The following is a 22556-nucleotide window of genomic DNA, read 5'->3' as shown; positions in this document are numbered from 1 at the left end:
GACAAAACATCGTTTGAATGCAAGGCGGCGTGAAGCGATTCTGCCCGCCTTGGCCGCCTGCTTCGCGGCCCCTGCCTTGCGAGACCATCGATGAAAGCCCGCCGCCTGCCCCTGGATCTGTTCGCCTGCAGCCTGATGCTGGTGCTGTGCCTGATCTGGGGCTTCCAGCAGGTGTCGATCAAGCTGGTGGACGACGACGTCTCCTCGATCATGCAGTTGGCCATCCGATCCGGCGTCGCTGCCCTGGTGCTCGGCCTCATCACCCTGTGGCGCGAAGGCCGTGGCGCCTTCAGTGACGGCACCCTGCTGCCGGGCCTGGGCGTGGGCCTGCTGTTCGCCCTGGAATTCCTCTTCATCTCCGAAGGCCTGGTGCGCAGCACCGCCTCGCACATCGGCGTGTTCCTCTACACCGCCCCGATCTTCGCCGCCCTCGGCCTGCACCTGATCCTGCCGGAGGAACGTCTCTCGCCGGTGCAATGGCTCGGCGTAATGGTGGCCTTCGGCGGCATCGCCCTGGCCTTTCTCGGCAACCCCGGAAACGACAGCGGCGCCACCCTGCTGGGCGATGCCATGGGCGTGATCGCCGCGATTGCCTGGGGGGCCACCACCGTGCTGATCCGTGGCTCCTCGCTGTCCGAGGCGGCACCGGTGAAGACCCTCTTCTACCAGCTCGCCGGCGCCGTGGTGCTGCTGCTCAGCGTGGCCTTCGCCACCGGCAAGACGCAGCTGCACCTGAGCGACAGGGCCCTGCTCAGCCTCGGCTTCCAGGTGCTGGTGGTGGCGCTGTTCAGTTACGTCGCCTGGTTCTGGCTGCTGCGTCGCTACCTGGCCTCGCGCCTGTCGATGCTGTCGTTCATGACCCCGCTCTTCGGCGTCGGCTTCGGCGTGCTGGTGCTCAACGAGCCGCTGACCTCCAGCTTCGTCTTCGGCGCTGCGCTGGTGCTGGCCGGGCTGCTGCTGGTCAGCGGCGCCGAGCTGCTGCGCGAGCGCCTGGCCCGGCGGCGGGCGGCGAACGCCGGCGCCTGAGCCCTTGCGGCGAGTTGCCACCTCTTTCGTGCGCATCGGCCGGCTGCTAGCCTGTCGGCCGTTTCGAACGAAGTGAGGGAAGCACTTTGAGATCCGCCCTGTTCGGCCTCTGCCTGCTGCCGGTCCTGGCACAGGCCCAAATCTTCAAATGCGTCGGCAACGACGGCACCACCAGCTACTCCGCCGTTCCCTGCCCGGCCAGCGAAGGCCAGTCCACCCGCATCATCGAACCCGCTGCGCCCTCTGGCGTGGCGCCGCCCCCGGTCAACCTGCCCCAGGTCGATATCCAGGGCAGCGCCGAACAACCGCGCCCGCGCAACGAAGAGCGCGACGAAGACAGCCACTCCTCGGGTCGGGGCTCACGCGTCACCGTGATCGAAGACAGCGCCAGCAGCAGCCGCGATGCGCGGGTCAGCGAGATGCGCGAAAGAGCCGAGCGGGAAAAGCGCGAAAGCTATGACCGCGACTACGACCGCAAGCGCATGCAGCAGATGGAACAGCAGATCCGTCAGTTGCAGGAGCAGAACAAGAACAACCCGCGCTGAGCGACCGCCACAGAGCGGCTGATTGGCGCTCGTTGGGAACCTTCCCCGTCGCCCGCCGGTCAGTGAGTACGAGGCCGGCTGACCGACGGCCTCAAAGCCTCGGGCCCAATACAGTCGCCGCTGGGGGCCCGAGGCTTGTTCCACCCTCCCCGCCTGTCATCTCCGCACACAGTTTCCCCGCAGCGGGGCGTTCCAACGCGAGCCGTCCTGTTCGATCATGCCGCGCGTCCATGGGCCACGTTCACCAGGCCCGGCCACCACGGAGTAGTACCCAGATGAAATCCGCTTCCCGCCTCACCTCCTTCGCCCTGGGCGGCGCCCTGCTGCTGGCCCTGGGCGGCTGCGACCTGGCCGAAGAGTCGGCCAACAAGCTCGCCGACAAGGCCCAGCAAGCCGCCGAAAACGTTGCCCGCGAAGCCATCAGCGAAGCGGTGGAGCAGGTCAACAAGCAGGTGGACGAAGCCCAGAAATCCACCCAGGACTGGCTCGGCAAGCCAAAGCAGGAACAGGATCAGCAGGACCAGCCGCCGCAGCAGGCCGACAAGCGTGAACCCGGCGAAGACGAACAGATGATGCCGCCCGTGCAGGGCGTCGAGACCTGATCGAGCGGGAAGGCCATTGGCGCGTGAGCTCCTCTGTGGGACAGCGGCGCTGCGCGCCGTGGGCGACTGAAGTCGCCCCTACACCCCGACGCCGCCCTTCCCTCCTGGAGAAAACGCAGGCACAAAAAAACGGCCATCAACCGAAGCTGATGGCCGTTTTCGCGCCGCTGGTAATCAGGCGTTGAAGTAACGCGGCAGGGGCGTCTTGCGCAGGCTCTTGAGCGACTCCACCGGCGGCACCTCGCCCAGTTCCAGGGCCATGTCGCGCTTGATGGTGCTGATGGTCCACTCCAGTTGCTCGGGCACCTTCAGTGCCGGAACGACCCGCTGAAAACGCGTGCCGTCCTTTTCCAGCGCAACCACGTAGCCGCCATCGGGGCGCAGCTGCGCACTGAACTCGTAGTCCGGAAAGGCCTTGGCCAACTTCTTGATGTCGAGACCCATATCGTTCACTCCCAGTGAGCTTTTTTATCCTGAGGGGGTTCATTGCAGTCATCGTGCCAGCTCTCTGACAACGGCAATCCCAGATAAATCAATGGGTTGAGCGAATTGAAGCGTAGCGGTTTCGTGCATATCGCCCGATCGAGCAGAAATCGACCGGGCGAAATGCAATGCCGCGAAGGGTGGGCGGGGTTCAGCCGACCAGTTCGATGCGGTCGTCGTGGATGCGGATCAGGCCCTGCTTGTACAGGCCGCCGATGGCCTTCTTGAAGTTGCCCTTGCTCACGCCGAACAGTCGCGAGATCACCTCAGGCGGGCTCTTGTCGCTCACCGCCAGGGAGCCGCCTTCTTCGCGCAGCTTGGCGATGATCTGTTCGTTGAGACCCGTGGCCAGCTGCTCGCCCACCGGCTGCAGGCTGAGGGCGATCTTGCCGTCGGCGCGCACTTCGCGGATGAAGCCCTTCTCGCGCATGCCGCTGCGCAGAAACTTGAAGATCTCGTTGCGGTGGATCAGGCCCCAATGGCGGTCATTGATGATGGCCTTGAAGCCCATGTCGGTTTCGTCGGCCACCAGCAGGTCGACTTCCTGGCCAACGCTGTAGCGCGCCGGGGTGGTGTCGAGGTAGCGGTCCAGCCGCGCGGTGGCGGTGATGCGACGGGTGCGGCGATCGAGATAGACGTGCACCACGCAATAGTCGCCGACCTGTAGCGGACGTTTCTCTTCCGAGTGCGGCAGCAGCAGGTCCTTGGGCAGGCCCCAATCGAGGAACAGGCCGATGCGGTTGATCTCCACCACCTTGAGGCTGGCGAAGCCGCCCACCTGCACCTTGGGCTTCTGCGTGGTCGCGATCAGGCGGTCCTCGCTGTCCAGGTAGACGAAGACGTTGAGCCAGTCACCGATCTCGGTGGGCTGATCTTTCGGGATATAGCGCTTGGGCAGGAGGATTTCGCCGTCCTGGTCGCCGTCCAGATACAGGCCGAATTCGGTGTGCTTCACCACCGGCAGGGAATTGAATCGCCCGATCAGAGCCATCTTGCTTACCTCAATGAACAAGGCCGGCATTCTACAGGCGGGCGCGCCACCGGGCCATGCACGCCGCCCACCGGCCTTTCCCCACCACTCGTCGCCAGGTTGCAGAAACGACTCGGCACACAGAATTCGATGCGCGGCCGATTGTCTACTGGCCGTAAGCACAACGATGTTTCAGAATCATGTCGGCGAACCACCATCGCCTCTTTTTCTGTCCATCACCCCCATGGATTCTCGCTGTCTGATCTCAGGAGTTCCTGTGCGCCCTTCCAGCCGCTGGCTGTCTTCACCGCTGCACCTTTTGCCCCTTGGCGTTCTATTCCTGATCATTCCGCTCGCCGCCCGCTGGTGGCTGGGCTGGAGCGACGGCTTCGGCTACCTGTCGGACCTTGCCATCGGCTCGCTGCTGATCGCCCTGCTCTACCGGCGCCCGCTGTGGCTGGCGCTGCCGGTGATGGTCGCCTCCAGCCTGATCACCCTCGGCACCGCCGAACTGGTCGGCGCCGTGGGCCGCATGCCCGAGCCCAGCGACCTCAAATACCTGATGGACCCGCAATTCGTCGGCCATTCGACCCAGGGCGGCGGCCTCACCTACCCCTGGCTGGCCATCGCCCTCGCCGTCGCGCTGCTGGTCTGCGCCCTGCTCTGGCGCCGCCCGCAACAACGTCCCTCGCGCGCCTGGCTGGCCGTGCCCGTGGCCCTGCTGGCCAGCCATGCCGCCATCCAGTACCTGCGCCCGAGCGAAGCCGAGCAGTGGCAGCAGTTCAACCTGCCCCACAAACTGCTGGCCGGCGCCCTCAACAGCGGGCAGCTGGCAGTGGAAGACTGGCTCGACGGCGACCAGCCCGACGCGCCGCCGGATATCGCCGGCCTCGCCCGCCTCGACCTCGATGGCGCCCCGCTGCTGGCCGAGGCCGGCCGCGCGCGCAACGTACTGGTGATCGCCCTGGAAGGCATCCCCGGTGCCTACATCGCCGCCAACCGCGCGGCGATCAACAGCAGCTACCAGGAATCGCTGATGCCGCGCCTCAGCCAATGGGCCGAGCGCGCCATGACCACGCCGGACTACGTGCTGCACAGCCACCAGACCATCCGCGGCCTCTACTCGATGCTCTGCGGCGACTACAGCAAACTGGACTCCGGCACGCCCAAGGGCCTGGAGCTGCTGAACAATCCCTCGCGGGCCAAGGACTGCCTGCCCGCCCAGCTGCACCGCCACGGCTTCGCCACCCACTTCCTGCAGGGTGCCGGGCTGCGCTTCATGGCCAAGGACAAGGTCATGCCGGCCATGGGCTTCGACAAGACCCTCGGCCGCGACTGGTTCCGCAACAAGGCCTACCTGGAATTCCCCTGGGGCATGGACGACAAGGCCTTCTTCGAAGGCGCGCTGGGCTACGTGAAGCAGATCCGCCAGCAGAAGAAACCCTGGATGCTGACCCTGCTCACCGTCGGCACCCACCAGCCCTACTCGGCTCCCGATGAGTACCTGGCGCGCTACCCCGACGCCAAGAAGGCCGCCATCGCCTACCTCGACGACGCCGTCGACGCCTTCCTCACCGGCTTGGAGAAACAGGGCGTGCTCAAGGACACCCTGGTGATCATCACCTCGGACGAGTCCCACGGCATCGACAAGGTCCGCCTCGCCTCCGCCTGGGGCTTCAACCTGGTACTGGCGCCGGAACAGGCCTCGCTGCCGCCGATCAAGAGCGGCGTGTACGGCCACGTCGACCTGACCACCTCGATCCTCGACTACTTCGGCTACAAGGTGCCGCAGAACCTGGCCGGCCGCTCGCTGTTCCGCGACTACGAAAGCGGCCGCGAAATGATCTCCTACACCAACGGCATGCTGCGCCAGCACGACGGCCGCGGCACCTTCACCGAGTGCGACTTCCAGCAGGTCTGCCGCCGTTATCAAAGCGAGGGCTTCATCGCCGACGAAGCGCGCTTCCTCGGTCGCTTCAGCGGCAAGCAGGCGCGCCTGGTCAGCCAGCGCGCGGCCCTGCTCGACCAATCACTGCTGGGCGGTGCCCTCGGCCAGGAGTACCAGTTCGCCACCCGCGAGCGCATCCGCCTGAAGGACAAGGCCCGCGACGACTGGGCCGACAACCTGATCGGCGCCCAGTACATGGAACTGCCGAAGAACAGCCGGACCACGGTGCGCCTGGGCATCAACGTGCTGCAGATGGACCGCCAGGGCGCGCAGCTGCAGCTCAAGACCAAGGAGTTCGAGCGCGACGTGGCCCTGCCCATCCCCGAGCTGCCCGTGCTGAAGAAGGGCAAGCCGGTGTCCATCACCTTCGCCTTCGACAACCCGCAGGCGCGCAAGGCGTTCTCCTTCCACCTGCTGGCGGCCGGGCGCGGCACCATCCAGATCACCGACTTCAAGGTGGTCACCGAAATGCTGCCCGAGCCGGTGGAAGCCGTGGAAGGCGGTGCCCAGCTCGCCGAAGGCGCCAAGCCCCATCACCCGATGTCGCGCCTGCTGGGGCTGTTCGCCAACCAGCCGGAAAGCGCCGAGAGCGCCATCGAGGGCGACCTGGAAACGCTCGACGTGCCCCAGGAAGTGGAAATACGCGTGCACTGATCGCCTCCCCGCAGCACCCCATCGGGCCGGACTCTTCCGGCCCGATGCCATTCGGCCGCCCCGCCCGCATCGGCGCGCCGCCGCAGCGCTTCCGCGGTTACAATGGCCGCCCCTCTTCCGGTACCCCGTCATGTCCGAACCCGTGCGCCTGTCCAAACGCCTTGCCGAACTCGTGCCCTGCTCCCGTCGCGATGCCGAGCTGTATATCGAGAACGGCTGGGTGACGGTGAACGGCAAGGTGGTCGAGGAACCGCAATTCAAGGTGCTCGACGAACAGGTGGCGCTGCTGCCCAATGCCGTGGCGGCCACGGTGGAGCCGGTCACCCTGTTGCTCAACAAGCCCGCGGGCTATGGCATCGGCATGGGCGCCAACTCGGTGCTGCAACTGCTGGTGGCGGACAACCTCACCCCTGACCAGCCCGGCATGCGCCCGCTGAAGAAGCACTTCATCCGGCAGAACCTGCTCACCCCGCTGGAGACCGACGCCAGCGGCCTGATGGTCTTCACCCAGAACTGGGGCGTGACCCGTCGCCTGGATCACGCCAACAAGGTGGAGGAAGAGTTCATCGTCGAAGTTTCCGGGCAGATCATCGAGCACGGCCTCAAGCGCCTGTGCCACGGCCTCAGCTACAAGGGCCAGGCACTGCCGCCGATGAAGGTCAGCTGGCAGAACGAAACCCGCCTGCGCTTCGCCCTCAAGGGCTCCCAGCCGGGGCAGATCCGCCACATGTGCGAAGCGGTGGGGCTCACAGTGGTGGCGATGAAGCGCATCCGCATCGGCGGCGTGGCCATGGCCAAGCTGCAGCCGGGCCAGTGGCGCTACCTCAACGTCAACGAGAAGTTCTAGGGCTCAGAGCAGGGCGAGCATTTCCTTCAGGGTCACCGCCCAGGTGCCCTTGGCATTGATGTAGCGATAGCCGAAGCGCGAGCCATGGGCCTCGCTGGTGAGGATGGCGTTCCAGGCCAGGCCAGGCTGCAGCTCATGGGCCGGGTCGAGCAGGAAGAACGCGTCGTCGCTCATGCCGATGGCCAGGCCCCAGTGGCGGATGTCGCTGCCCTTGTGGCCGTGGAAGCCCAGCAACACCGGGAAGTCGTCCTCCAGGTGGGCGCGGGCCTGGCGCACCATCTCCACCCCGCTGCCGGTCACCACCCGGTGTTCCTTGTCGTTCACCTCACGCAGCAGGGCCAGCAGGTCATGCCCGGTGGTGCCGACCCGCACCAGGGTCTCGTGGCGATTCAGCGCCTCCATCAGGCGCCCGTAGCGGGTGCGCGAGTCCACTCGTTCCAGCCCCTTGGCCTGGCGCCGGCTGAGCTGGTTGCGCGCGAGCATCGCCATCACCAGGCAGTAGGGGCCGCAGGCGCCGTCCATATCACCCTGGCGCAGGTGCACCTTCTCCCCGCGTTTGTTGCACAGGCCGCCGGAGCCACCGGGTTCGGTGCTCCACTGCAACCCTTCGATCAGCTTGATGTGCATGCCGGCCTCCATCGGTCACCTGGAGTTGTGACCGCTGGGCTAGGCACGGGGTTCGCCCACTCGCCCATGGCCGCCTAGGTCGGGGGCAACCCGACGAGCCGCCCGGCCCGGTGCGCCGCGCCGTCTCAGGGGTTCTGCAGGGTGGTGCGCACCAGGTTGCGGCTGTGGCCGGCGAAGTGGCGGATCAGCTGCACCAGCACCGCATCCAGCTCGGGATCGGTGGCTGGCGGCTTCAGCTGGTTGCCCTGGCTGAAGTCGGCACCGGGCTGCCCCTTGGCCAGCCAGGCGCCGATGCGATCGTCGAAGCCGTCGGCGGCGTCATAGGCCTCCAGGGACACCACGTCCCGCAGGTAGCCCAGGTCGAAGGGCGGGTAGTCGGCGTCCGCCGAGCGGTCGCGGTAGGCGGCCAGCAGCGGGCTGTCGTTGCTGCCTTCGCGCAGCAGGCGGCGCAACCAATCGGCCTGGTACTTCTCCACCTCGGTGTGGCGGGTGGCGACGCGCTCGATGGCCGCCTCCTTGTCGGCGGTATCGCCGGCGGCGGCCTTGATCGCCGTCCACATCAGGGTGGCGGTGCTTTCGCCCGGCAGTGCCTTGGAGTGGTAGGGCTGGGTCAGGTCCTGGACGTAATGCAACGCCCAGCCGAGGAAGCGGTAGCCCCAGTAGTCGTGGCCGCTCTCGAAGGCGAAGCGCGCCAGGCCCAGGTACTGCTGCACGCGCATTTCCGGGTAGGTGCGGGTGAGGAAGGGCGCGGCGCGGAAGATCAGCTCTGACTCGTGGTAATAGCCGATGTGGAACGGCGCCTGGGAGGAGTACTCGAAGCGCGAATCACCGAACGGCTGGGTGCCGAAGCCATAGCGCGCGCCCATCTCGCCCGGGTTGTCGCTGAACAGGTTGATGTCGTGGCCGTAGTCCGGCTCGTCCGCCGCGCTGGCCAGCACCGCCAGCGGGCTGATGCGCTCACCGGGTTCAATAGCGATAAAGCGCCACTCATTCCACAGGTTGAGCTTGCGGAACACCAGCACCTGCTCGGCGGGCAGGAAGCGATGGTCCGTCAACTGCAGCCCCGGCAGCGCCTGGACGAAACTGGCCAGGCGGATTTCCGGGTTGACCCGCAGCGCCATGAAGAAGGCGCGACGGCGATCCCCGCCCGAGTCGGGCAGCCAGCGCAGGTCATCGGGCCGGGCCGGGTAGCCGGGGAAGTTCTCCCGCGCATAGGCTTCCTGCTCGTCCAGCAGCTGTTCCAGCGCTACGCCCTCGGCGGCGAGGAAGGCCTCCAGCGACTCCACCTGCACCGGCTCGGCCTGGCGCAGCTCTTGGAGATCGGACAGGGCCAGCCAGGTGCCCAGGGAGTGATTGGACCAGGCCAGCAAGGTAGCGGGCGCGCAGGCGAACAGGCAGGACAGGGCGAGCAGCAGGCGTTTCATCGAAGCTCCGAAACCAGGAGCGCCGTCTTGCGCGGCGCTTGTCATCGAAGGGTAACAATCCCGGGGCGCGCTGGGCACTGTCCAGGCGGGACAGGCGACTCACCAAATCGGCCGCCTGCAGTTCGTCACCCCGGCGGAACCGCCTCCCCCCGTCCTGCTGTCCACCTAACTCATGCACTGCAGCCGGAGACTGCCATGACCACGCCAATCAGCCTGGACACTGCCATGCGCCTGGCCACCGAAGCCTTCCTGCCTTACGGTTGCAAGGCCCTGGCCCATGAGGAAGACGACAGCTTCAGCCTGACCGTGACCGACCTGCACGGGCAGAAGGTCCTGGATATCGGCCACATCCGCAGCACCCAGTACGCCAACCCGGTGCGCCTGGCCGGGGTGCTGGAGCAGGCGCGGATGGACCTCGCCCACCAGGGCCGCAACCTCGACCCCTGGGCCATGCCCTTCATCCCCGACCCGGACGTGCTACCGGAAACCCCGCCGATCTATTGATGTAGTCGCTGCAGGTTGGCGCGTAGGTTGGCGCCGAGCGCAGCGAGGCCCAACGGTTCGGCGTTTCCCCGACCGGAAATGCCCGAACCACACCCATCGCGAATGAATTCGCTCCCACAGGGGAAGCTCCGACGGCGTTTTTTGCAGGGGCGACTGTAGGGGCGACTTCAGTCGCCCAGCGGCGCGCAGCGCCGCCTCAGCACCGCCTAGGCCCAGGCACTCAAGCCCGCGCCGCCCTCGCCGACAGCTCGTCGAACACTTCCGGCGTCAGCGCCGCCTGGCCCTTCTCGGCCAGTTGCTCGCGGAACTGCAGGTTGGCCGGCAGGCTGCTGTTGGTCAGCTCCAGCAGGCGGCTGCCGCGCTCGGTGAGGACAAAGTTCTCACCATTGCCGCCCTCGCTTTCCGGGCGGGACTCGATATAGCCGCCCTGCAACAGAATGCGTTCGTAGTCGGCGGCAAGCATCTTCAGGTGGTCGAGGGTGCCGCCAATCTGGCGCCCAGCAGCCTGGCGCTGTTCGGCCAGTTCGGCGGCGTATTCACGGGGCGCGAAGTTGACGTTGGCCGACTCCTGCACCTTGTGCAGCAGCAGTTCGATGAGCTCCCAGTCGTAGCTGTTCATGGCATTTCTCCAGGTGTGGGGGATGGGGCATCCTGTGATTTCCGACTGCCCACGCGCCGCCGTGGTTCGACCTGATGGGTGAACGGTCAGCCTGAACGAAAGCCGGGCGCGCGCGGTCGGAACAGCAGGACAACCTCTACCAAGGCCCGCCCATGCCGCTGCACCACGCCCCCGTCACCGCCCTGCTCCTGGCCCTCGCCAGCCCCTTCGCCAGTGCCGAAGAACCTTTGCGCATGGAGGCCCTGCAACGCTGCGGCGACCTGCTGGAGCACGAGCGCCAGGACTGGTGCCTGCGGGTCAGCGGCCTGGGCGAGGCCACGCCCCGGCTGCTGCTGGACGGCAAGCCACTGCCCACCGATAGCGTGACCCGCAACAAGGGCGGCCTGAAACTGCGCCTGGACCACCGCGAGCACGAAAGCGGCCCGCTCTGGCTCGAGGACGGCGAGCGCACCAGCAACCCGGTGTGGCTGTCGCTGAACGGCAGCCATGTGCTGGCGGCCGGCCCCGCCGAAGTGGCGAAGAATATGGATGGGCTGACCACCTACGTCGACCTGGTCAGCCTGCTGATCGAGGAAAGCCACGACGGCCGCAAGGAGGCCGAGCGCCTGGCCGGCAAGTACGGCGCCAAGGTGGTGGGCGCCATCCCGCCGCTGAACACCTACCAGTTGCGCCTGCCGGTGAAGAACCTCACCGAGCGCGACGCACTGATCCTGCGCATCGGCAGCGAGACCAGCGTCGACGCGGTGGTGGTGGAGGAATCCGCTCCCGAGAAGGGCGAGGAAGCCGAAGCCGCGCGCCAGGAGCCGAGCAAACCCGGCAAGGACTCGGACGAGTGGGCCGCCAACCGCTTCATGGACGCGGTGAACTACTACCAACGGCGCATCCCCGCACGCCAGGCGCCGGTGGACACACGCCCGCTGCGCATCGGCGTGATCGAGCGCAACGTCGACTTCGACGCCCCCGACTTCGCCGACTACCTCGGCGGCTGCAAGGGCGAACAACCGCGCACCTGCCTCTACGCCCGTGACGCGGCCAAGCCCGACAACCATGGCTCCACCGTCGCCGGCATCCTCGCCGCGCGCTGGGACCAGGGCGGCAACACCGGTTTCCTACGCGGGCTGGACAAGGCCAGCAACGGCTTCGAGGTGATAGTGGAGCGCAACTCCGACGCCGGCATCACCGCCAACGTCGCCGCCTCGGTGAACCTGGTGGAGGACGGTGTGCGCGTCCTCAACTGGAGCTGGGGCATCCACCGCGTCGGCGCCAAGAACGTCAAGGGCGACGAAGTGGACTCCCTGGTGCGCTCGGGCATCGCCATGAGCGGCTACGAGGAACTGCTGGAAGAGTTCTTCCTCTGGCTGCGCAAGGAACACCCGGACGTGCTGGTGATCAACTCCGCCGGCAACGGCGCCTCCTTCTCCGGCACCGACGAATACCGCCTGCCCTCCTCCTTCATTACCGACCAGTTGCTGGTGGTGGGCGGGCACCAGCGCAGCGAGCGCGACGACGTGGGCATCGACGACCCGGCCTATGTGGTCAAGCGCGACTCCTCGAACATCGACATGCGCGTGGACATCACCGCCGCCGCCTGCGCCCGCGCTTCCACCCGGGGCGAGAACGAGACCGGCGAGGTGCATTGCGGCACCTCCTACGCCACGCCCATGGTCACCGGCATCGTCGCCGCCATGCTCTCGATCAACCCGCGCCTGCAACCCGAGCAGGTGCGCATGCTGCTGCGCCGCAGCGCCATGACCATCGGCGGCGACTACGACTTCGAACCCATGGACGCCGAGGACCTCACCGCGCCCATCCTGCCGTCGGAACGCAACTACCAGCTCAACGACAAGGACGTCGGCCGCTCGGCGCGACTGGACATGCAAAAGGCCCTGGATCTCGCCGTGCAGAGCCGCGACCGGGTGCGCTGACAGCCTGAACTTTTGTCCCGCGCGGGCGCTCCACCCTAAGGAGTGCGATTCACCCGGAGGAGAACACCATGAACCGCTTACTGGCATTGAGCGCCACCCTTGCCTTGCTCGCCCCGCTGCCGGCCCTGGCCGTGTGCAGCGCCGAGGAGGCCACCGCCAAGCGCGAGCAACTGGCGGCCGAAGTGCACCAGGCCACCGAGAGCGACCCGCAGAAGGCCAAGCAGGTCAACGAAGAGCTCAAGCAGGACAAGCTCAAGACCGATGCCCGCGAGGGTGACGACGAGTGCAACGTCACCGAGCAGCGCAAGCAGGAAGTCGACAAGGCCGGCGACAAAAGCGATGCCAAGCAGAAGCAGGAGTGAGCGGGCGCCTCAGTAGTGCTCGTACTTCTTCTCGATGGCGCGGTATTCGCCGCTGTCGCGGATCATCTGCAACCCCTTGTTGAAACGGTCGCGCTGGTTGGCGTGGAGGAAGCCGACCTTGTAGGGGGTGGGCGGGAACAGGTCGTACCAGATGATCGGCTGGCTGATGTCCACCTGGCTGACCACCTCGCGGTTGAGGTAGTCGATGATGCGCTTGTCGCCGATCACCACCTCGATGCGGCCTGAGTAGAGCAGGCGATTGCGGGTGATCTGCTGGGCTTCCTCGCGGTAACGCGGGTTTCCCTCCACCATGGCTTGGAACTCGTCGCCCAGCAGGTAGCGCGCCCGCTGGAAGGCACTGACCGAGTGCTTGCCCAGATCGGCAATGCTTTCCAGGCGGAAACCGTTTCGGGCCAAGGCGATGGCGTAGTTGTGGTACTGGATATAGGGCTCGGAATAGAAGGCCGGCACACCGCTGTGCTCGCTGGTGGTGGCGATGCCATCCAGTTCGCCGCGCCCCAGCAGCAGGTGCAGGCGCTCCGCCGGTAGGTAGTGGTACTGCAAGGTGAAGCCCGCCGCCTTGGCGGCAGCGGTGATGATCTCCAACTCCAGGCCACGCTCCTCGCCCTCATAGACATAGGGCGGTTTCTGGGTACCGAAACCGAAGCGCAACTCCTCCCCCAAGGCCAGCCAGGGAAGCCCGAGCAACAACACGCCACATAGCAGCCTTCTGCCCATGCCACCCCCTTGCGTTACAGCTCGCAGCATAGCCGCTGACGGGGCGGTTGCGCAGGGGGATGGCAGCGTGGCGGATGGCCGGCTACTGGATTTCCTCCGGCGTCACCACCACCCAGTTGCGGTCGGCGGTGACCGACAGGCCGAGCTTCGCCTGGGCCTCGGCGTTCTTCTTCTGCATGGCGGTGATCTGGTCCATGTACTTGGCCTTGCGGTTCACCCACACGCGCAGCCCGCCCTTCTCCACGTCGGTGCCGTGGAAGAGCATGTAGCCATCACTGTCCGGCGTGTCACCGCCCACCAGGATGGGCTTCTTCCATTCATCGATGTAGGTGAGGATGGCCGCCTGCTTGCCCGCCATCCAGGTGGCCGGGGTCCACAGGTAGGGGGTGATCTCCAGGTCGAGGTTGGCCTTCTCGTCGTACTTGCCTTCCTCGATCTGCTTGCGCGCGGTGGTCAGGGCGCCGGTCTTGCGGTCCTTGAGCAGCGTGGTGACGCCGATGACGTTCTCCGGTTTGACGTTGTAGCCGTACTTCGGATCGGCGGCGACCATGCGCACCAGTTCCTCCAGCGCGGCGGTCATGATGTACACCTCGATGCCGTTCTCCCGCAGCTTGTTCATCAGCTCCTGCTGGCCGGTGAACAGCTTGGGCGGGTTGATCTCGATGGTCTTCACCTCGTCGCCTTCGTAGTAGGTGGCCGGCACCGGCTTGCCGGAGGCCAGCAGCTCGTCGACATAGCCCTTCAGCTCGCGCAGGGTGAAGCCGGAGAACACCTGGGCCACCCAGGGGTAGCAGACCAGGTCGTCGAGTTCGCAGAGGCGGTAGTAGTAGCTGTTGAGGCTTTCCTTGTGGCCCTTCACGTCCTTGAAGGGAATCAGCTTGAGCGAGGGGTCGAGCTTCTCGCGGGTCAGCACGCCCTTGGCTTCGAGGAAGGGCAGCAGGGACTCCTCCAGGTCGTAGCGGTAGCTGGTGTTGTCCATGTCGAACACCGCGTAGGCGCCCTTGTTGGCGTTGGCCGCGATCAGCGCGTCGAGCTGCTTGGCGGCGGGCGCCGGCCAGTGCTTGAGTTCGGTGGCGAGGGTGGTGCCGGCCAGCCCCATGCACAGCATGGCGGCGGCGAGAAGGGTACGGGTGAGCTTCATCGGTTCTTGGTTCCTGCGGTGGATGAGCGTGTGGGGAGCAGCCTCGCTCCAGCTCATCGACCCTAGCAAAGCCTGGCAAGCCTGCACGGACCAATCCCGACCCTAACTGTCCTCGCAGCGGCGGTCAGCGGGCGCCTCAGCGCCCTAGGGTTTGCACGAAAAGTCGTCGAGCGACGGTCAGGCAAGGCAAAAACGGGTGAGGAAGCGGAGTTTACGAGCTGTAAATGAGTATTCCGAACCCGTTTTTAACGAAGCATCACCGAGCGCAGGCACTTTTCGTACAGATCCTAGAGTAGCCACCAGCCGAGCACGCCCAAGTGCAGGGCAACGATCAGCCAGAACTTCACCTGGTAGGAAACCTTGCGGTTCTTGTGGCGGATCAGCCGCTGCGCCAGCAGGCCGCCCGGCCAGCCACCGAGCAGCTCGTACAGGTGCAGGCGCGACTCCGGTGTGCGCTGGGCACCGGCCACGGCGAAGCGCTTGTCACGCCAGTAGGCGATGAAGCAGACCAGGCTCATCGCCAGGTAGACCAGCGCCAGCAGTTGCCAGAGGCTGAGGCCGTAGGGGATGAACGCCGGGGCGGCGTCCAGGAGGGAATGCAGGGAGGGCAGGCCGTCGACCAACCCGCCCGAACGGGAGGGTTCGAGGGTTCCGCAACCGCGGTCGGTGAACTCCACCCCGCCGTCGGCCCGGGTGCAGCGGTACACCTGGGCCTCGGCTGTGGCCAGCCACGGCAGCAACGCCACCGGCAGGCCACGCGCTAACGGACGGATCACTCGGCCGCGGGCTTCTTGCGCTTCAGCGGCGCCAGGCCGTCGGCGCTGACCACCTTGGACTCGTCGCGGCGCGGGCCGGACGGCTTGCGCTTGGCGGCCGGCTTGGCCGAGGCCTTCTTGTCGCCGGCTTTCTTGTCGGTCTTTTTCTTCTTCACGCCGGCCGCCTTGCCGGAGGCCTTGACCTTCTTCGGGCCGCTGTAGCTGCCCTTGAGCTCCTTGATCACACGGCGCTCGAAGCTCTGCTTGAGGTAGCGCTCGACGCTGGACATCAGGTTCCAGTCGTTGTGGCAGATCAGCGAAATGGCGGTGCCTTCGCCGCCGGCACGGCCGGTACGGCCGACACGGTGCACGTACTCGTCACCGGAGCGCGGCATGTCGAAGTTGATCACCAGGTCCATGCCCTGGATGTCCAGGCCACGGGCTGCCACGTCGGTGGCCACCAGCACCTTGGTGCCGCCCTCGCGCACGCGGTCGATGGCCATCTTGCGGTCCTTCTGGTCCTTGTCGCCATGGAGCACGAAGGCCTTGTAACCGGCCGCCACCAGGTGGCCATAGAAACGGTCGGCCTGGGCGCGGGTGTTGGTGAAGACGATGGCCTTCTGGTAGTCCTCGTTGGCCAGCAGCCAGCGCGCGATGGCCTCTTTGTGGGCGATGTCGTCGGCCGTGATGATCTGCTGGCGGGTCGACTCGTTGAGCTGCTCGACGCCGTTCAGGCGCAGGTGCAGCGGGTCGTTCAGCACCTTGGCCGAGACGTCGCGCAGCGCCGCGCCACCGGTGGTGGCGGAGAACAGCAGGGTCTGCTTGCGGTTGGCGCACTCGGCGGTGATGCGCTGCATGTCCTCGGCGAAGCCCATGTCGAGCATGCGGTCGGCTTCGTCCAGCACCAGCACTTCGACTTCCTTGAGGTCGACGGTGCCGGCATTGAGGTGCTCGATCAGGCGGCCCGGGGTGCTCACCAGCACGTCGGGCAGCTTGCGCATCATGGCGGCCTGCACCTTGAAGTCCTCACCGCCGGTGACGATGCCGGACTTGATGAAGGTGAACTGGGAGAAACGCTCCACTTCCTTCAGGGTCTGCTGGGCCAGCTCGCGGGTCGGCAGCAGGATCAGCGAACGGATGCGCTCGCGCGGCTTGGCCTCGCCGATCAGGCGATTGAGCAGCGGCAGCACGAAGGCGGCGGTCTTGCCGCTGCCGGTCTGCGCGGTCACGCGCAGGTCGCGCCCTTCCAGCGCCGGGGGAATGGCCGCCTGCTGCACGGGCGTCGGTTCGGCAAATTTCAGCTCGGCCACGGCCTTGAGCAGACGTTCGTGCAGGGCGAATTGGGAGAACACGGGTGCTACCTCGATCGAAAGCTTGAAAAACAGCTGCATAGGTTACCGGTTGTCGCGCCCGAACACCCGAATTCTGTGCGCCCCACGCTGATTTCCCGACGTTGCGGCGATTGCTGAACCCTCAAGCCCGTGCTCCACTCCAACAGCTTCAGTCCCCGACGGATTTCACCGCCGGCCACAGCCCACCCGTCGGAGCCCTGCATGAGCGCATCGCTGATCTACTACGTCGCCGCCACCCTGGACGGCTACATCGCCCGCCCCGACGGCAGCGTCGACTGGCTGCAGCCGCTGGAGCAATCCGGCGATGACCACGGCTACGGCGCCTTCTACGACAGCATCGATGGCCTGCTGATGGGTCGCGGCACCTACGAAACCGTGCTGGCCATGGGCGGCGCCTGGCCCTACCCGGGCAAGCCCTGTACCGTGCTCACCCGCGCGGAGCTCGAACCCGCAGCGCCCCAGGTGCGCATCGCCCATAGCACCCCGGCCGAAGCCCTGGCGGAGCTGGCCGAGGCCGGCTGCAAGCGCGTCTGGCTGGTGGGCGGCGGTTCGCTGGCCGGCACCTGCTACGCAGCCGGGCTGATCGACGAACTGATCGTCAGCGTCGTCCCACATCTGCTCGGCGCCGGCATCCAGATGTTCGCCACCGGCCTGGAACGCCGCCTGCAACTCCATGAACAACGCAGCTTCGCCACCGGCGTGGTGCAGCTGCACTACAAACTGCTGCCGGAAGCCCCCAATCCATGACCACCCTGATCCTCTCCGCCGCCTGCCTGCTCGACGCCGACCAGCGCCTGCTGCTGGTACGCAAACGCGGCACGCGCGCCTTCATGCTGCCCGGCGGCAAGCGCGAACCCGGCGAAACCGCCCTCGCCGCCCTGCAGCGGGAGCTGCTCGAAGAACTCGACCTGGAGATGGACGCCAGCGCGCTGCAGCCCCTCGGCCGCTTCCGTGCGCCCGCGGCCAACGAGCCCGATACCTGGGTGGATGCGGAAATCTTCATCGGTCGCCTCTCGCAGCCGGTGGCCGCGGCAGCCGAACTGGAAGAACTGGCCTGGCTGGCCCCAGGCGCCACCCCGCCCGCCGACCTCGCCCCGCTGCTGCGCGACCAGGTGCTGGCCGCGCTGGCCGATCACCCGGGCGCTGCGGCCCTCAGTTGAGGGCGCGAGCCGCCCGTTCCTGGCGCGCCTGCTTGCGCAGCAGCTGTGCGCTGTCCCAGCCGATAAGCAGCACCGCCAGCCAGATCGGCAGGTAGGTCCAGAACTGCGCCGGGTCGAAGGCCTCGCCCAGGAACGCCACCGCCACCGCGAACAACAGCACCGGCTCCACATAGCTGAGGATGCCGAACAACCCCAGCGGCAGCAGCCGGCTGGAGGCCATCATCGCGGCGAAGGCCAGGGTGCCGAGCAGGCCCAGGCCGGGAATCAGCCACCACAGCTGCGGTGCCTGGACGAAAGCCCCCTCCGGGCCATGGGCGATGATCAGCCAGGCCGCCAGCGGCGCCAGCACCGCCATCTCCAGGATGAAACCGGACAGCGCGTCCAGGCGCATCCAGCGGCGCAGCATGAAATACGGCGGGTAGCCCAGCGCGGTGACCAGGGTCAGCCAGGAGAAAGCGCGGGTCATCCACAGCTCGTGGAGCACGCCGGCCACGGCACAGAGCACCGCCAGCAGTTGCAGCGGGCGCAGGCGCTCGTTATAGAAAAGGCGCCCGCACAGCACCATCACCAGGGGCAGCAGAAAGTAGCCGAGGGACACCTCCAGCATCCGCCCCTGCAACGGCGCCCAGAGGAACAGGCCCCACTGCAACCCGATCAACAGCGCCGCCAACGGCAAGGCCGCCAGCAGCAACGGCTCCCGGCGCAGGCGCACGAGCACATCACGCAATACCGCCCATTGCCTCATCAACGCCACCAGCAACAACACCGCCGGAATCGACCAAAGCACCCGCTGGGCGAAGATCTGCACGCCATCCAGCGGCGCCAACTCACGCACGTAGCCAGGCATCAGGGCGAACAGCACCGACGCGGTAAGGGACAGCGCGACACCGCGCCCGGACAGCCTCATGGCCGCACCGTAACGGGTGGAGAAATGAACGAAGACATGGCAGGCCTCTGATTGCAGCCGGCGAAAATACCCGCTCGCCGCCACCAGGGAAAGCTTACCCACCCGCCTGCGGGCCCGCTGGGACCAACCCGGCATCGGCAGGCCTGAAAGCGGCGCCCTCCTACCAGGAGCCCTTCCGACGAGAGCCCGTAAGGCACGCCAAGACCAGTGCGCACTCCAATCCACAGCCAAACGAAAGCCCGTAGGATGGGTCGGGCGGCGTTCCGCGAGCGCAGCGAAACCCATGCTGCCAAACCCGAGCCCACGCTGAAGCTCAGCCTGTAAAAGCATCGCGAACGAATTCGCTCCTACAGCTTCGCGAGCAGAGCTCGCTCCTACGGGAAGCGAGCGCCCATAAAAAAGCCCGGCCATGGGGCCGGGCAAGGGATGAGCACAAAGGAGTGGAGCGAAGCGGTGTGGCGTCAGGCGACCTTGGCCACCTGGGCCTTGGCCTGGGCGATGCCCTTTTCCTGGAACTCGGTGCCCATGTTCATGCCCTCGGCATGGATGAACGACACATCGTGGATGCCGATGAAGCCCAGGGCCTGGCGCAGGTAGGGTTCCTGGTGGTCGAACGGGCCGCCGGCGTAGACGCCGCCACGGGCGGTCAGCACATAGGCGCGCTTGCCGGTGAGCAGGCCCTGGGGACCGGTCTCGGTGTACTTGAAGGTGACCCCGGCACGCAGCACATGGTCCAGCCAGGCCTTCAGGGTGCTGGGGATGGCGAAGTTGTACATGGGCGCAGCCAGTACCAGCACGTCGGCGGCCAGCAGTTCCTCGGTCAGCAGGTTGGAGCGCTGCAGGGCGGCCTGTTCGGTTTCGCTGTGCTGGTCGGCGGGCTTCATCCAGCCACCCAGCAGGTCGGCGTCCAGGTGCGGCACCTGCTCCACGGCCAGGTCGCGGACCTTGACCTGGTCGGCCGGATGGGCGGCCTGCCACTGGGCGATGAAGGCCTGGGTCAGGTCGCGGGACACGGAACCCTGCTGGCGGGCGCTGCTTTCGATCACGAGGACGTTGGACATGTTTGCTGCTCCATCGATAAGTGGGGTGGGATTCGATGGAGCGCAGGTTATCCAGACACAATTCGATAAAAAAGCGAATTAATCCGCTACTAACAATCGACAAAATTGATTTATAAAGAAGCCCTCACTAGGCTGGAGCCCAGTGCTGACTTCTCTATGGGAGCTTTCCCTTAGGCGGGCTTACAGGTGAGGCCGATGCGCAGGCGGATGATGCTGCGGTTGAACTTGGCGGTGAGGTAGACGCTCTTGCCGCCGTCGATCACGGCGCGGCGGATCTTCGGCGTCTCCGGTCCGTTGACGAAGCGCACCGTGCACTCGGCGCGGGCCTCGCCCAGGTTGTAGACGTTGATCGAGCCCATGTTGTGATCGATATCGTCGGTCGTATAGGAGATCTCGCTGCCGTTGTACTGCTTCTCCACCTCGATGGGGTAGGCGAAGGCGGCGACGGGCAGGCAGGCCAGGACGGCACAGAGCATTCTTTTCATCGGGGGTCTCCAGCGCGGGACCGCCAGCTTACACAGAGCGTCAGGCGAGGTCATCGGCACGGCCGCATGTTTCCTGACCGATACACAAGAAGAAGGAGCAAGGCATGAAAGCGCCCCGGGTAACCCTGGATCAGTGGCGGACCCTGCAAGCGGTGGTCGACCATGGCGGCTTCGCCCAGGCGGCGGAAGCCACCCACCGTTCGCAATCCTCGGTCAGCTACACCGTGGCCCGCATGCAGGAACAACTGGGCGTGCCGCTGCTGCGCATCGACGGGCGCAAGGCGGTGCTCACCGAAGCCGGCGAAGTGTTGCTGCGGCGCTCGCGGCAACTGGTGAAGTCCGCCAGCCAGCTGGAAGAGCTCGCCCACCACATGGAGCAGGGCTGGGAGGCCGAGGTACGCCTGGTGGTCGACGCCGCCTACCCCACCGCGCGCCTGCTGCGTGCCCTGGCCGCCTTCATGCCGCAGAGCCGCGGCTGCCGTGTGCGCCTGCGCGAGGAGGTGCTCTCCGGCGTGGAGGAAGTGCTGCTCGAAGGCACCGCCGACCTGGCCATCACCGGCCTCAACATCCCCGGCTACCTCGGCACCGAGCTGTGCAACGTCGAGTTCGTCGCCGTCGCCCACCCCGACCACCCGCTGCACCGCCTGCAGCGCGACGTCACCTTCCATGACCTGGAAACCCAGCTGCAGGTGGTGATCCGCGACTCCGGCCGCACCCAGCCCCGCGATGTCGGCTGGCTCGGCGCCGAGCAGCGCTGGACGGTGGGCAGCCTGGCCACCGCCGCCAATTTCGTCAGCAATGGCCTGGGCTTCGCCTGGCTGCCGCGCCACATCATCGAGCGCGAACTCAAGGACGGCCTGCTCAAGCCGCTGCCCATGGACCAGGGCGCCACCCGCCACCCCGGGTTCTTCCTCTATGCCAACAAGGAAAAGGCCCTCGGCCCGGCCTCGCAGATACTCGTCGAGCTGATCAAGACCTTCGACTCGGCGCCGCTCAACGCGCCCTTCGCCGCCCCCCTGCCCAACGCCTGAGGGAGAGACGACCATGTCCTGGTTCGATAACGACGACTGTCAGCTGCACTACGAGGAATACGGCCACGGCGCGCCCCTGCTGCTGGTGCATGGCCTCGGCTCCAGCACCCGCGACTGGGAATACCAGATACCGGTGCTCGCCGCGCACTACCGGGTGATCGCCCTCGACGTGCGCGGCCACGGCCGCTCCGACAAACCCGCAGGCCCCTACGCCATCGCCGACTTCGCCGATGACGTCGCCGCCCTCATCGAACACCTGCAACTGCCGCCGGTGCACCTGGTGGGCATCAGCATGGGCGGCATGATCGGCTTCCAGCTCGGCGTCGACCGCCCCGACCTGCTGCAGAGCCTGACCATCGTCAACAGCGGGCCCGAGGTGAAGCCCCGCAGCCCGCGCGAATACTGGGAAGTGGCGCGGCGCTGGACGCTCTCGCGGCTGATGAGCCTGGACACCATCGCCAAGGCCCTGGCCCGGCTGCTGTTCCCCCGCCCGGAACAGGCCGAGCTGCGGCGCAAGGTGGAGGAGCGCTGGCCACAGAACGACAAGCGCGCCTACCTCGCCTCCCTCGACGCCATCATCGGCTGGGGCGTGCGGGAACGCCTCGGCCGCATCACCTGTCCTACGCTGGTGATCACGGCCGACCGCGACTACACGCCGGTCGCGCAGAAGGAAGCCTACGTAAGGGAAATGCCCAACGCGCGCCTGGTGGTCATCGAAGACTCCCGCCACGCCACGCCCCTGGATCAACCACAACGCTTCAACGCCACCCTCCTCGGCTTCCTCGAAGAAGTCGCGGCCCACAAGGAACAATGACCATGCTGAAGAAAATCGCCCTCGCGGCCTGCGCCCTGATGTTCACTGCCAACCTCATGGCGGCCGACAAGCCCCATGTACTGATCAACACCACGGCCGGCGAGATCGAGCTGGAACTGGACGACACCAAGGCGCCGATCACCGTGAAGAACTTCCTCGACTACGTGAACGCCGGCTTCTACGACGGCACCGTGTTCCACCGGGTGATCCCCGGCTTCATGATCCAGGGCGGCGGCATGGACGCCGCCATGGATGAGAAGAGCACCCGCCCCGCGATCAAGAACGAAGCCGACAACGGCCTGCACAACGTGCGCGGCACCATCGCCATGGCGCGCACCCAGGCCACCGACTCGGCCACCAGCCAGTTCTTCATCAACCACCGCGACAACCCGGCCCTGGACCACGGTGCCCGTGGCTTCGGCTACGCGGTGTTCGGCAAGGTGGTACGCGGCCTCGACGTGGTCGACCAGATCGCCAACGTGCCCACCGGTAACCGTGGCATGCACCAGAACGTACCGCTGAAACCGGTGGTGATCGTCTCCGCCAAGCGGCTCTGAACCAAGGCGGCCCGCCACC

Annotated in this window: 24 protein-coding genes and 1 pseudogene; 13 read left to right on the top strand and 12 right to left on the bottom strand. The window is 66.5% G+C overall.

Annotated elements, in window-relative coordinates; translation table 11 throughout:
• Positions 1 to 90: 90 nt before the first annotated feature.
• The 3 genes from RTW82_RS25680 (at position 91) to RTW82_RS25670 (ending at position 2173) form a co-directional block, all read left to right on the top strand.
• Positions 91 to 1026, top strand: a complete 936-nt coding sequence (locus tag RTW82_RS25680) for a DMT family transporter (RefSeq protein ID WP_021216919.1) — start codon at positions 91 to 93, stop codon at positions 1024 to 1026.
• Positions 1027 to 1112: 86 nt separating this feature from the next.
• On the top strand, positions 1113 to 1571 hold the full coding sequence (locus RTW82_RS25675) for a DUF4124 domain-containing protein (protein ID WP_316926857.1): 459 nt from the start codon (positions 1113 to 1115) through the stop codon (positions 1569 to 1571).
• Positions 1572 to 1846: 275 nt separating this feature from the next.
• Positions 1847 to 2173 (top strand): hypothetical protein, encoded by a 327-nt coding sequence (locus RTW82_RS25670; RefSeq protein ID WP_021216921.1) that lies wholly within the window; start codon positions 1847 to 1849, stop codon positions 2171 to 2173.
• A gap of 174 nt (positions 2174 to 2347) precedes the next feature.
• Here the strand turns inward: RTW82_RS25670 and RTW82_RS25665 are convergent, their stop codons facing one another.
• Together RTW82_RS25665 and RTW82_RS25660 are read right to left on the bottom strand one after the other, a co-directional pair.
• Complete coding sequence (locus RTW82_RS25665) at positions 2348 to 2617, bottom strand: DUF3509 domain-containing protein (protein WP_021216922.1); 270 nt, start codon at positions 2615 to 2617, stop codon at positions 2348 to 2350.
• A 190-nt stretch (positions 2618 to 2807) separates the two neighbouring features.
• Complete coding sequence (locus RTW82_RS25660) at positions 2808 to 3647, bottom strand: S1 RNA-binding domain-containing protein (RefSeq protein WP_021216923.1); 840 nt, start codon at positions 3645 to 3647, stop codon at positions 2808 to 2810.
• Between the two features lie 256 nt (positions 3648 to 3903).
• Here RTW82_RS25660 and RTW82_RS25655 point away from each other — a divergent pair, with 256 nt between their 5' ends.
• Positions 3904 to 6228, top strand: a complete 2325-nt coding sequence (locus tag RTW82_RS25655; protein ID WP_316926856.1) for an LTA synthase family protein — start codon at positions 3904 to 3906, stop codon at positions 6226 to 6228.
• Between the two features lie 130 nt (positions 6229 to 6358).
• Positions 6359 to 7075: an rRNA pseudouridine synthase gene (locus tag RTW82_RS25650; RefSeq protein WP_316926855.1), complete on the top strand. Its 717-nt coding sequence runs from the start codon at positions 6359 to 6361 to the stop codon at positions 7073 to 7075.
• A 3-nt stretch (positions 7076 to 7078) separates the two neighbouring features.
• On the opposite strand, the gene RTW82_RS25645 is transcribed toward RTW82_RS25650, so the two are convergent.
• Both RTW82_RS25645 and RTW82_RS25640 read right to left on the bottom strand, forming a co-directional pair.
• The gene (locus RTW82_RS25645) at positions 7079 to 7702 is read right to left on the bottom strand and encodes a hypothetical protein (RefSeq protein WP_263403239.1); all 624 of its coding nucleotides are present in this window, start codon (positions 7700 to 7702) and stop codon (positions 7079 to 7081) included.
• A 125-nt stretch (positions 7703 to 7827) separates the two neighbouring features.
• Positions 7828 to 9117, bottom strand: coding sequence for a phospholipase (locus tag RTW82_RS25640; RefSeq protein ID WP_410478851.1), 1290 nt, complete (start codon positions 9115 to 9117; stop codon positions 7828 to 7830).
• Between the two features lie 204 nt (positions 9118 to 9321).
• Here RTW82_RS25640 and RTW82_RS25635 point away from each other — a divergent pair, with 204 nt between their 5' ends.
• Positions 9322 to 9630 (top strand): hypothetical protein, encoded by a 309-nt coding sequence (locus RTW82_RS25635; RefSeq protein WP_316926853.1) that lies wholly within the window; start codon positions 9322 to 9324, stop codon positions 9628 to 9630.
• Between the two features lie 220 nt (positions 9631 to 9850).
• On the opposite strand, the gene RTW82_RS25630 is transcribed toward RTW82_RS25635, so the two are convergent.
• The gene (locus RTW82_RS25630; RefSeq protein WP_021216929.1) at positions 9851 to 10249 is read right to left on the bottom strand and encodes a hypothetical protein; all 399 of its coding nucleotides are present in this window, start codon (positions 10247 to 10249) and stop codon (positions 9851 to 9853) included.
• Between the two features lie 152 nt (positions 10250 to 10401).
• Here RTW82_RS25630 and RTW82_RS25625 point away from each other — a divergent pair, with 152 nt between their 5' ends.
• Positions 10402 to 12174: a S8/S53 family peptidase gene (locus RTW82_RS25625; RefSeq protein WP_316926852.1), complete on the top strand. Its 1773-nt coding sequence runs from the start codon at positions 10402 to 10404 to the stop codon at positions 12172 to 12174.
• 68 nt (positions 12175 to 12242) lie between these two features.
• Positions 12243 to 12536, top strand: a complete 294-nt coding sequence (locus RTW82_RS25620; RefSeq protein ID WP_263403234.1) for a hypothetical protein — start codon at positions 12243 to 12245, stop codon at positions 12534 to 12536.
• A 9-nt stretch (positions 12537 to 12545) separates the two neighbouring features.
• On the opposite strand, the gene RTW82_RS25615 is transcribed toward RTW82_RS25620, so the two are convergent.
• From RTW82_RS25615 to RTW82_RS25600, 4 genes and pseudogenes are all read right to left on the bottom strand, one after another.
• Positions 12546 to 13274: a substrate-binding periplasmic protein gene (locus RTW82_RS25615; RefSeq protein WP_037020943.1), complete on the bottom strand. Its 729-nt coding sequence runs from the start codon at positions 13272 to 13274 to the stop codon at positions 12546 to 12548.
• Between the two features lie 82 nt (positions 13275 to 13356).
• Positions 13357 to 14415 carry a haloacid dehalogenase-like hydrolase gene (locus tag RTW82_RS25610; RefSeq protein ID WP_410478849.1) on the bottom strand — a complete coding sequence of 353 codons (1059 nt, stop codon included), beginning with the start codon at positions 14413 to 14415 and terminating at the stop codon, positions 13357 to 13359.
• Positions 14416 to 14702: 287 nt separating this feature from the next.
• Positions 14703 to 15008 (bottom strand): annotated as a pseudogene (locus tag RTW82_RS25605) (DUF1294 domain-containing protein); the annotation flags it as partial.
• A gap of 179 nt (positions 15009 to 15187) precedes the next feature.
• Positions 15188 to 16522, bottom strand: coding sequence for a DEAD/DEAH box helicase (locus RTW82_RS25600; RefSeq protein ID WP_031286867.1), 1335 nt, complete (start codon positions 16520 to 16522; stop codon positions 15188 to 15190).
• Positions 16523 to 16723: 201 nt separating this feature from the next.
• Between RTW82_RS25600 and RTW82_RS25595 the strand changes: the two genes are divergently transcribed.
• Together RTW82_RS25595 and RTW82_RS25590 are read left to right on the top strand one after the other, a co-directional pair.
• The gene (locus RTW82_RS25595; protein ID WP_271660358.1) at positions 16724 to 17269 is read left to right on the top strand and encodes a dihydrofolate reductase family protein; all 546 of its coding nucleotides are present in this window, start codon (positions 16724 to 16726) and stop codon (positions 17267 to 17269) included.
• Entirely contained in the window at positions 17266 to 17682 is a 417-nt protein-coding gene (locus tag RTW82_RS25590; RefSeq protein ID WP_184490761.1) for an NUDIX hydrolase, read from the top strand. Before RTW82_RS25595 ends, RTW82_RS25590 begins: the two co-directional genes overlap by 4 nt.
• Here the strand turns inward: RTW82_RS25590 and rarD are convergent.
• The 3 genes from rarD to RTW82_RS25575 form a co-directional block, all read right to left on the bottom strand.
• Positions 17675 to 18589, bottom strand: a complete 915-nt coding sequence (gene rarD, locus RTW82_RS25585; RefSeq protein WP_184490762.1) for an EamA family transporter RarD — start codon at positions 18587 to 18589, stop codon at positions 17675 to 17677. The genes RTW82_RS25590 and rarD overlap by 8 nt on opposite strands.
• A 461-nt stretch (positions 18590 to 19050) precedes the next feature.
• A complete protein-coding gene (locus tag RTW82_RS25580; protein WP_316926851.1) occupies positions 19051 to 19650 on the bottom strand; it encodes an FMN-dependent NADH-azoreductase in 600 nt (199 codons plus the stop codon).
• A 170-nt stretch (positions 19651 to 19820) separates the two neighbouring features.
• Complete coding sequence (locus RTW82_RS25575; RefSeq protein WP_031286869.1) at positions 19821 to 20135, bottom strand: hypothetical protein; 315 nt, start codon at positions 20133 to 20135, stop codon at positions 19821 to 19823.
• A 104-nt stretch (positions 20136 to 20239) separates the two neighbouring features.
• Between RTW82_RS25575 and RTW82_RS25570 the strand changes: the two genes are divergently transcribed.
• Genes RTW82_RS25570 through RTW82_RS25560 form a run of 3 tightly spaced genes read left to right on the top strand, consistent with a single transcriptional unit; the run spans position 20240 to position 22537 of the window.
• Positions 20240 to 21166, top strand: coding sequence for a LysR family transcriptional regulator (locus RTW82_RS25570; protein WP_043244406.1), 927 nt, complete (start codon positions 20240 to 20242; stop codon positions 21164 to 21166).
• Positions 21167 to 21179: 13 nt separating this feature from the next.
• Positions 21180 to 21980, top strand: coding sequence for an alpha/beta fold hydrolase (locus tag RTW82_RS25565; protein ID WP_271660354.1), 801 nt, complete (start codon positions 21180 to 21182; stop codon positions 21978 to 21980).
• A gap of 2 nt (positions 21981 to 21982) precedes the next feature.
• Complete coding sequence (locus RTW82_RS25560; protein ID WP_316926850.1) at positions 21983 to 22537, top strand: peptidylprolyl isomerase; 555 nt, start codon at positions 21983 to 21985, stop codon at positions 22535 to 22537.
• Positions 22538 to 22556: the final 19 nt, after the last annotated feature.

Origin of the sequence: Pseudomonas sp. zfem005, assembly GCF_032621735.1 — a bacterium.
GTDB classification, from domain to species: Bacteria; Pseudomonadota; Gammaproteobacteria; order Pseudomonadales; family Pseudomonadaceae; genus Metapseudomonas; species Metapseudomonas solani.
The sequence above is the reverse complement of the archived record's forward strand: the minus strand, read 5'-3'. Positions and strand labels throughout refer to the sequence as shown.

Excerpts from the sequence above, each read along its gene's own strand:
- RTW82_RS25575 (WP_031286869.1), bottom strand. The coding sequence starts at position 20,135 with ATGAAAAGAATGCTCTGTGCCGTCCTGGCCTGCCTGCCCGTCGCCGCC.
- RTW82_RS25620 (WP_263403234.1), top strand. The coding sequence starts at position 12,243 with ATGAACCGCTTACTGGCATTGAGCGCCACCCTTGCCTTGCTCGCCCCG.
- RTW82_RS25615 (WP_037020943.1), bottom strand. The coding sequence starts at position 13,274 with ATGGGCAGAAGGCTGCTATGTGGCGTGTTGTTGCTCGGGCTTCCCTGG.
- RTW82_RS25660 (WP_021216923.1), bottom strand. The coding sequence starts at position 3,647 with ATGGCTCTGATCGGGCGATTCAATTCCCTGCCGGTGGTGAAGCACACC.
- RTW82_RS25565 (WP_271660354.1), top strand. The coding sequence starts at position 21,180 with ATGTCCTGGTTCGATAACGACGACTGTCAGCTGCACTACGAGGAATAC.
- RTW82_RS25580 (WP_316926851.1), bottom strand. The coding sequence starts at position 19,650 with ATGTCCAACGTCCTCGTGATCGAAAGCAGCGCCCGCCAGCAGGGTTCC.
- RTW82_RS25610 (WP_410478849.1), bottom strand. The coding sequence starts at position 14,415 with ATGAAGCTCACCCGTACCCTTCTCGCCGCCGCCATGCTGTGCATGGGG.
- RTW82_RS25665 (WP_021216922.1), bottom strand. The coding sequence starts at position 2,617 with ATGGGTCTCGACATCAAGAAGTTGGCCAAGGCCTTTCCGGACTACGAG.
- RTW82_RS25625 (WP_316926852.1), top strand. The coding sequence starts at position 10,402 with ATGCCGCTGCACCACGCCCCCGTCACCGCCCTGCTCCTGGCCCTCGCC.
- RTW82_RS25570 (WP_043244406.1), top strand. The coding sequence starts at position 20,240 with ATGAAAGCGCCCCGGGTAACCCTGGATCAGTGGCGGACCCTGCAAGCG.
- RTW82_RS25670 (WP_021216921.1), top strand. The coding sequence starts at position 1,847 with ATGAAATCCGCTTCCCGCCTCACCTCCTTCGCCCTGGGCGGCGCCCTG.
- RTW82_RS25595 (WP_271660358.1), top strand. The coding sequence starts at position 16,724 with ATGAGCGCATCGCTGATCTACTACGTCGCCGCCACCCTGGACGGCTAC.
- RTW82_RS25650 (WP_316926855.1), top strand. The coding sequence starts at position 6,359 with ATGTCCGAACCCGTGCGCCTGTCCAAACGCCTTGCCGAACTCGTGCCC.
- RTW82_RS25560 (WP_316926850.1), top strand. The coding sequence starts at position 21,983 with ATGCTGAAGAAAATCGCCCTCGCGGCCTGCGCCCTGATGTTCACTGCC.
- rarD (WP_184490762.1), bottom strand. The coding sequence starts at position 18,589 with ATGAGGCTGTCCGGGCGCGGTGTCGCGCTGTCCCTTACCGCGTCGGTG.
- RTW82_RS25680 (WP_021216919.1), top strand. The coding sequence starts at position 91 with ATGAAAGCCCGCCGCCTGCCCCTGGATCTGTTCGCCTGCAGCCTGATG.
- RTW82_RS25635 (WP_316926853.1), top strand. The coding sequence starts at position 9,322 with ATGACCACGCCAATCAGCCTGGACACTGCCATGCGCCTGGCCACCGAA.
- RTW82_RS25630 (WP_021216929.1), bottom strand. The coding sequence starts at position 10,249 with ATGAACAGCTACGACTGGGAGCTCATCGAACTGCTGCTGCACAAGGTG.
- RTW82_RS25645 (WP_263403239.1), bottom strand. The coding sequence starts at position 7,702 with ATGCACATCAAGCTGATCGAAGGGTTGCAGTGGAGCACCGAACCCGGT.
- RTW82_RS25590 (WP_184490761.1), top strand. The coding sequence starts at position 17,266 with ATGACCACCCTGATCCTCTCCGCCGCCTGCCTGCTCGACGCCGACCAG.